At 60.7% G+C, this 7582-nt stretch carries 6 protein-coding genes and 1 pseudogene; 4 read left to right on the top strand and 3 right to left on the bottom strand.

Features of this window, described 5'->3' with window-relative positions:
- A partial coding sequence (locus DBR24_RS14075) for a YbfB/YjiJ family MFS transporter (RefSeq protein ID WP_128615064.1) occupies window positions 1-586 on the bottom strand: 586 nt, incomplete at its 3' end.
- A 112-nt stretch (window positions 587-698) separates the two neighbouring features.
- Here DBR24_RS14075 and DBR24_RS14080 point away from each other — a divergent pair.
- Together DBR24_RS14080 and DBR24_RS14085 are read left to right on the top strand one after the other, a co-directional pair.
- Entirely contained in the window at window positions 699-1574 is an 876-nt protein-coding gene (locus DBR24_RS14080; RefSeq protein WP_123463297.1) for a LysR family transcriptional regulator, read from the top strand.
- A gap of 183 nt (window positions 1575-1757) precedes the next feature.
- Window positions 1758-2327, top strand: a complete 570-nt coding sequence (locus DBR24_RS14085; RefSeq protein WP_256591473.1) for a hypothetical protein — start codon at window positions 1758-1760, stop codon at window positions 2325-2327.
- Window positions 2328-2375: 48 nt separating this feature from the next.
- On the opposite strand, the gene DBR24_RS14090 is transcribed toward DBR24_RS14085, so the two are convergent.
- Complete coding sequence (locus DBR24_RS14090; RefSeq protein ID WP_128615065.1) at window positions 2376-3098, bottom strand: pirin family protein; 723 nt, start codon at window positions 3096-3098, stop codon at window positions 2376-2378.
- A 224-nt stretch (window positions 3099-3322) separates the two neighbouring features.
- On the opposite strand from DBR24_RS14090, the gene DBR24_RS14095 reads away from it, so the two are divergent.
- The gene (locus DBR24_RS14095; protein WP_128615066.1) at window positions 3323-4273 is read left to right on the top strand and encodes a GlxA family transcriptional regulator; all 951 of its coding nucleotides are present in this window, start codon (window positions 3323-3325) and stop codon (window positions 4271-4273) included.
- 90 nt (window positions 4274-4363) lie between these two features.
- On the top strand, window positions 4364-5833 hold the full coding sequence (locus DBR24_RS14100; protein ID WP_128615067.1) for a winged helix-turn-helix domain-containing protein: 1470 nt from the start codon (window positions 4364-4366) through the stop codon (window positions 5831-5833).
- On the opposite strand, the pseudogene DBR24_RS14105 reads toward DBR24_RS14100, so the two are convergent.
- Window positions 5798-7582 (bottom strand): annotated as a pseudogene (locus DBR24_RS14105) (transcriptional regulator); the annotation flags it as partial. The gene DBR24_RS14100 and the pseudogene DBR24_RS14105 sit on opposite strands and share 36 nt — an antisense overlap.

Below are 7582 nucleotides of genomic sequence, written 5' to 3' on the forward strand. Positions count from 1 at the left end.
AAGCAGCCGCGTGCACAGGATCGTCAGGCCAGCCGAACCAGCTCAGCGCCGTCAGCATCAGCGCCAACGCACCCAGCCCCAGCCAGGTGTCCTGCAAACCCAGGCTCAACAGCGGCGGTACAAGGGTGCCGGAGCCGGCAATGCCCAGCCCGATACCGAGAAAGATCGCACCGCTGGCCAGTCCCTTGCGTGACGCCGGCACATGCGGCAACACCGTGGCGGCGACCAGCACCATGATCGCGCCCCCGGCAATGCCCGACAGCAGCCGCCAGCCAAAGAACCAGCTCACGGACAGCGGAAACGCACAGGCAAAAAACGCCGCAGTCACGGCCAGCATCATAAACCGCAGCGCAGATGTGTTGCCCACATGCCGCGCCAGCGGCCGGCCGAGCAGGGCGCCCACCAGGTAGCCGACCAGATTGGCTGCGCCGAGATACACCACGTCGTTGGCGGAAAACCAGCGGGCCTGAATCAGCTCGGGTATCAGCGGTGTGTAAGCAAAGCGTGCCAGGCCAATGCCGACGAGGCTGGCACAGAGTCCGGCGAAGATCGGCAGCCAGAAACCGGTGGGTGATGATGTACGCATGATAGCGATTCCGAGGAAGGTGTATGGCGCTCAGCATATCGGCTATCGTTGCTGCGTTAACGCAGCGATTTGGCGGCGCAATGATGCAAATATGCATCGCAAGGAGACAGCTATGAATTGGGATGACGCACGGGTGTTTCTGGCTGTTTGCCGCGAATCGACGTTGCGCGGCGCCGCACGCGTCCTGGGCGTGGATCAGGCAACGGTGGGGCGGCGCATCACCGCCCTGGAGAAGTCCCTGAGTGCGACATTGTTCCTGCGCACCCCGGACGGTTATGCCTTGACGGCAGTCGGTGAGGCGGCACTCAAAAGTGTGGAAAAAATGGAGCATTCGGCGCTTGAACTGGAGCGTCGGATCCAGGGCCTGGACGATCGTCTGACCGGCAACGTGCGCGTCAGCACCACGGATTCGCTGGCCATCGACTTCCTCATTCCGGCCATTGCCCGATTGCACGAACGGCATCCGGATGTGCGCGTGCAACTGGATGCCTCGACGCAGATTCTCAGCCTGGCGAAGCGCGAAGCCGATATCGCAGTGCGCAACACGCGGCCTGACAACCCCGACCTGATTGCCCGACGAATCGCTCGATGGCCGGTGGGCCTGTTCGCTTCACAGGCGTATATCGACGCCAACGGGGTTCCTCGGCAGGGCTCGGCGTTCGAGGGACATGATCTGGTGGTTTACCACCCGTATCTGCAAGGCAACAAGGACATGACGCTGGTCTCCGAGCCGCTGCACCGCGGGCGCATCGTTGCCAGCCTGAGTTCCAGCCTGTTGGTGCGCCGATCAATTGCCGCCGGCCTGGGGATAGGCGAAATGCCCGTCTACATGGGCGAGCGCGACGGTCTTGTCAGGTTATGGCCGGAGCGCACGCGACCACTGCCGTATGAAGTCTGGCTGGTGACCCATGCGGACTTGCGCCACACCGCGCGGGTGCGGGCGGTGATCGAGCAGATTGTCGATGTGTTTGCGTTGGAGAATGAGTAGCTGCAGTGGCGGTATTGCCCCGGCTACATCACCTGACGAAACGGCCTACGGTCGAGTCAGAATGTGCCGGCTTGTAGGCTGTGGGAAGGAGTTCTATTGTTTCCGCAGTTCGGTGAGAGGCGTCGGGCTCGCACTGAGGCAATGGGCCAGGGAAGGTCTCGGTATCCCCAAAAAGGTGTCGAATTGAAAGCCAGGGAATTCAGTCAATATCCAGTCAGTGACCCATCCAGCAAAGGTCAGAACGCTCAAACCATGAATGCCGTAAGCCGTGACGAGTTCAACGCCAGGATCGAGACCATCGAAACAAGGATGGATGCTCGGGTCGAGGGGATACGGGCAGACTTTCGAGAGTTTCTGGCGGTTCAGGCCGAACGGGACAAGAGGCGTGATCAGGTACAAGCCGAGCGAGACAAAACGCGTGATCAGGTACAGTCTGAGCGAGACCACACGCAAACCGAGCGAGAAAAAACACAAACCGAGCGAGACAAGCGTTACGACATGATTTCGCAGGAGATGCGAGAAATTGCCAAGAGGGTTGAGGACGCTGCCAGGCAGGGATCGACCGTCAAGGCCAATGTCTGGGCAGCCACCGCGGTCCAGTTACTCGGGATCGTCGCCATCGTCGTCGGCGGCTATTACGCGAATCAGGCCAATATGTATGTCGCGATGCAAACAACGCTGGCCGCCGTTCAAGCGGGCAGGGACATTAGCGTACCGACACCCTCGGCATTTCCCTCACTGACGCCGCCATAAAAACGGCCTCCATCGGGAGGCCGTTTTTTTGGGCATCAAAGCACCGCCTCATGGCATTTGCGGCAGCTCCTGCGGCCGTAAGTCAAACACCAGCACTTCGGCATCCACGCCGTTGCTCAAGGTCAACGCCTGCTCTTCGCGAATCCGCACGCCGTCACCTTCCTGCAACTGCAGGCCGTTGAGCTCAACGCTGCCGCGCGCCACATGTACGTAAGCGTAGCGATTGGCCGGCAATTGCAGAGTGGCGCTTTCCTTGCCATCGAACAGCCCGGCGAAGACCCTTGCATCCTGACGCACTTTCAACGAGCCATCACTGCCGTCCGGCGAAATGATCAATTGCAGGCGACCGCGTTTTTTCTGTGCAGCGAAGTGCTCCTGCTGATAGCGCGGTTTGGCGCCAGCCACGTCCGGCACGATCCAGATCTGCAAGAAGTGCACGGGCTTGGTGGCTGAATGGTTGTTCTCGCTGTGGGCAACGCCGTTACCCGCGCTCATCAATTGCACATCGCCGGGGCGGATCACGGAACCGGTGCCCAAGGTATCTTTGTGTTCCAGCGCACCCTCAAGCACGTAGGAAAAAATTTCCATGTCGCGATGCGGGTGCTGACCAAAACCTTTGCCGGCAGCGACGCGGTCATCATTGATCACCAGCAGGTCAGAGAACCCCTGTTCACGCGGGTTGCGGTAGCTGGCGAAGGAAAAGGTGTGGAACGACTTCAACCAGCCATGATTGGCGAGGCCACGATCGGAGGCTTTGCGAAGGGTCAGCATGATGAAATCTCCTGTCAGGACGTGAATTCGTCCGAGTGAGAAGAAGGTTAATGGTTATTCTGTTGATCAATAAGTAGCTGAAAATTGTAAGACTGTCCTTTTCAAGTTGACAGTTTTTGTGACGCAGGCGCCATATTCTTTTCCAACGGCTGTCATGTATTTGGCCATAATGCACAGCCTGACCCAGGCATTTATTTCTCTTCGATTCTTGTGATGTCATCTCCATGAAAACCGTGGCAATGGTGCTGTTCCCCGACTTTCTTCTGCTCGACATGGCCGGGCCGCTGGAAGTGTTTTCAGTGGCCAACCGTTATCTGCAACCACAATCCCAGTACCAGTTGACCACCCTTGGGACCGAGCACGGGCCGTTACGCGCGTCCAATGGCGTGCTGGTGCACGCTGACCGAACTATCGCGAATGCCGCCCAACACTACGACTTGCTGCTGGTACCGGGCGGCCCGGGTGCTTACAACCAGAGGTTTCCGGCTTTGTTTGCCTGGCTACCGGGAGCGGTGCAGCGCGCCGAACGCTACGGCTCCATCTGTACCGGCGCCTTTGTGCTGGGACATGCCGGATTGCTTGACGGCTATCGCGTGACCACTCACTGGAACTACGTCGAGCGTCTGGTCAAAGGTTTCCCCAAGGCTGACGTGACGACCGATCAGATCTACGTCGAAGACCGCAATCTGATTACCTCGGGCGGCGTTACGGCGGGGATTGACCTGGCCCTGGCCGTGGTCGCCCGGGATCATGGCAAGAAGCTCGCCCAGGACGTGGCCAAAGTCTTGCTGGTGGTGATGAAACGTCAGGGCGGCCAGGCCCAGTTCAGTCCATTGATGGCGGCGGTCGCTCCGCATGAAACGCCGATCACCCGCGTGCAGAATTACGTACTTGAACACATTGATGAAGCCTTCACGGTCGAGCGCATGGCCGGGCTGGCCAACATGAGCGCGAGGCATTTCGCCCGGTTATTTGCCCGCGACGTCAACATGACACCGATGGAGTTTCTGCAAAGTGCGCGCATTGATTGCGCGCGCAACTTGCTGGAAACCAGTGAACTGCCACTGAAAACCGTGGCTTACAAAAGCGGTTTTGGCAGTGTGCGGCACATGCGGTTTCTGTTCGCCGAAAGGCTCGGGCTGACCCCGGCGCAGTACCGCGAACAGTTCAGCTAGAGCCGTTCTGTCCGTCTGGGGCACCCCGATGTCCGTGTTGCGCCCCGTATCGTGCTTGTGCCGTCACGTGACGCTGCCAAGATAACTGGCATGGACAATCACAACGATTCGAACTCGGCGTCGGTGCTGCGTTTCGGCCCGTATGCGTTTCATTTGCGGCAACGTCTGATCCTTGAAGGTGATCGGCAGTTGCGCATGGGCGGGCGCGCCATGGACATTTTGCAGGTGCTGCTCGAGCGCGCCGGGCGCGTGGTCAAAAAAGAACAGTTGATTGCCATGGTCTGGCCGACTTCGGTCGTCGAAGAGATCAATCTGCGCGTGCACATCGCTGCCCTGAGACGGGCGCTGGGTGATGGTGAGAACGGCCAGCGCTACATCGTCAACGTGCCGCAATGCGGTTACAGCTTTATTGCCCCGGTGCTTTACGACAGTGTCACGCAAGTGGTCTTCGAAACCCTGCAAGCGCCCCAGCACAATCTTCCTGCACGGCTGACCCCGGTCACCGGGCGTGATTCGCTGGTCGGCGGTCTGGTACGACAGCTGCCCCTGTGTCGGCTGCTGACGGTGACCGGCGCACCGGGGATCGGCAAATCCACCGTAGCGCTGCGTGTCGCGGAACTGCTGCTGCAACATTATCGCGATGGCGTGTGGCAGGTTGACCTGGCCTTGGTCGACACTGATACGGCGCTGCTTGCCTATCTGTTGCAGACCCTCGATTGCGACTTTTCCACGCTCTGTCGTCGCCATGCGCTGCTGGTGCTGGATAACTGCGACCACGTGCGCGAAGCCTGTGCCGGGCTGGTGGAAAACCTGCAGAACGCCGCGCCGCAACTGTCGATTCTCGTGACCAGTCGCGAACCCTTGCAAGTCGTTCTGGAAACCGTCCAGCACATCCCGCCGCTGGCCATTCCCAAGCGTGCGGCAGGCGAAACGGCGGACCAGTTCATGGGGTACTCGGCGGTGCAATTACTCGTCAGTCGGGCGCGGGTTCGCCAGCATGATTTCCGGTTGCGCGAGCAGGACTTGAAAACCGTGCGCGAGATCTGTCTCCAGCTCGACGGCTTGCCGTTGGCCATCGAGTTGGCCGCGGCGCAGATCGACGCGCTGGCGCTGGTAGGTTTACAGGCGCAAGTCGATAACGGGCTGCAACTGCTCAGCCTCGGCAGACGCACGGCGGTGGCGCGCCACCAGTCGATGGTGGCCGCGCTCGACTGGAGCTACCAACGCTTGAGCGAGCAGGAGCAACGGGTGCTGCAGCAGTTATCGGTGTTCAAGATCGCATTCACCCTGGAGGCCGCGCTTGCGGTAATCATGCGCCCGGCGTTGAGCAGCTCCATGCTGATCACCGTTATCGAAGGGTTGGTCCGCAAGTCGCTGCTGATGGTGGAGCGGAGCAACGGTGCGCTGCGTTATCGAATGCTCAACACCACGCGGCGATACGCCCGTGAGCAGCTTGAAGGCAGTGGTGAAAGGCTCGACGTCGAGCGGCGACACACGCGGTACATCAGGCGTATGCGCAAAGAATCAAGCGCACAACTGGCCGCGCAACTCGTTGAGTAGCAGGCGGACCTTGCGCAAGTCCGGCGTCGCATAGCCTTCCGTGAAGCGTTGGTAGACCGGATTCAGCAGATCCAGCGCGTCGTGGCAGCGGTTCTGACGCTGCCATAACTGCGCCAGCGAGGTGGCGCTGCGCAATTCCCAGGCCAGGGCGCCTTGGGCCCGGGCGACGGACAGGGCCTGGTGCAGGATTTTTTCTGCTTCGGCGGTATTGTCGGTGTTTGCCTGTACGCCTTCGCGAGCAGGCTCGCCAGGGTGGTCGACCGGACAGCGCTGCTCGTCAAGCAACCGCTGCGCCCGTACCCGCAAGATCTCCGCCGTGCTCCACCCGGCATCACCGCTGCGGGCCCGTTCCAGCAGCGCGTCGTCGACGAACCGACCGTCCAGCGTCACCATGATTTCCTTGATCAAGCCGCTGTCATCCGCCGGCAGTGGCGTCGCGCTGTCCGGTTCGATCACCTGCGCGTAGTGCCGTGCCCAAGTATGAAACAACAGCACCGAATGTTTCTGTGACTGTTCAAGCAACATCTGCAACAGCGCCTGCGCGTTCTGCCGGTCGCCGTTGTAATGGGCGATCAGGCAACTGGCCAGCGCCAGGGTGTAGCAAATCGAAGTGCCGTGATCGATTTGTACGGCGATGTTCAGGGCCTGCCGCGCCGTGTGCCAGGCCTGCACGGGGAAGCCCTGCATCCACAGGACCCGCGCGAGCACTGTCAGCGAGGCGACGCTTTGATCGTATTGCACACCAAAACCGTGGGTAAACCGATTGAGGTGACCGCTTTGCGTCATGCTCTGGATCACCTGTTCGGCATGGATGCGTGCTTGCGGCTGATCGCCGGCGTAATGCAACGCCAGCACACGCAATCGGTGCGCACTCAGTGACAACAGAGGGTCACCGTGCGGGCCCAGACGATCGAACTGTTCGCTTTGCGCCAGAGCCGCCCGGTACTGCCCGCAACTGAGGTTGACTGCCATGTGCCCGGATACGGCGCGCAGTTGTCCGGCGACATCGCCGTGTTGCTGCGCCAGTGCGTGGGCGCTGGCAAAGGCCTCGATGGTTTCCGGGGTGCCGCCCCAGGTGTGATAACAGGCGCTGCCGAGCGCCAGTTTCAGGGCGATCTGCAGGCGCGGGCAGGGCTTGTCGGCCTGTTCCAGCAACGCCAGGGCCTGACGCACGTAGCCGCCGTACTCCTTGAGCAACGACAATTCCTGCCATATCGGTGCGGAGATCGCCGCCAGTTCGATTGCCAGAAGCGCCGGGCCGGCTCCGTTCAGGCTCCAGTCCAGCGCCGCACGCAAATCTTCCAGCCCCCGGGCATAGCGTTCGATCCACACCAGCGTCGGGGTGTGTTCCCACGCGCTCTGCGCCTGTTGCATCAACACCAGACACCGCTCGGCGTGACGCTGGCGGGTTTCGTCGAGTTCGGCGACGTGATCGAGTTTTTCCAGGGCATAGCGTCGGGTCGTATCGAGCAGGCGGTAGAACACCTCTTCATCGCCGACTTCGACATTGAGCAGTGATTTGGCCACCAGTTGCGTAATCGAGCCAAATACCTCACCGGGCAAAATGTGTTGACCGCCAATCACCGCTGCAGCGGATTCCAGGGTGAAGCCGCCGCAAAATACGCTCAACCGGCGCAGGCAGGTCTGCTCGCACTGGCTGAGCAGATTGAAACTCCAGTCCAGGGTGGCACGGAGCGTTACATGGCGTTCCGGATGACCCGGCAGCAGAGGCGGTAACCGCCCCTGTAG

Origin of the sequence: Pseudomonas sp. HMWF006, assembly GCF_003061205.1 — a bacterium.
GTDB classification, from domain to species: domain Bacteria; phylum Pseudomonadota; class Gammaproteobacteria; order Pseudomonadales; family Pseudomonadaceae; genus Aquipseudomonas; species Aquipseudomonas monsensis.

What these genes read in the sequence shown, in the direction of transcription:
- DBR24_RS14090 (WP_128615065.1), bottom strand. Translation starts at nt 3,098, where the DNA reads ATGCTGACCCTTCGCAAAGCCTCCGATCGTGGCCTCGCCAATCATGGC.
- DBR24_RS14080 (WP_123463297.1), top strand. Translation starts at nt 699, where the DNA reads ATGAATTGGGATGACGCACGGGTGTTTCTGGCTGTTTGCCGCGAATCG.
- DBR24_RS14100 (WP_128615067.1), top strand. Translation starts at nt 4,364, where the DNA reads ATGGACAATCACAACGATTCGAACTCGGCGTCGGTGCTGCGTTTCGGC.
- DBR24_RS14095 (WP_128615066.1), top strand. Translation starts at nt 3,323, where the DNA reads ATGAAAACCGTGGCAATGGTGCTGTTCCCCGACTTTCTTCTGCTCGAC.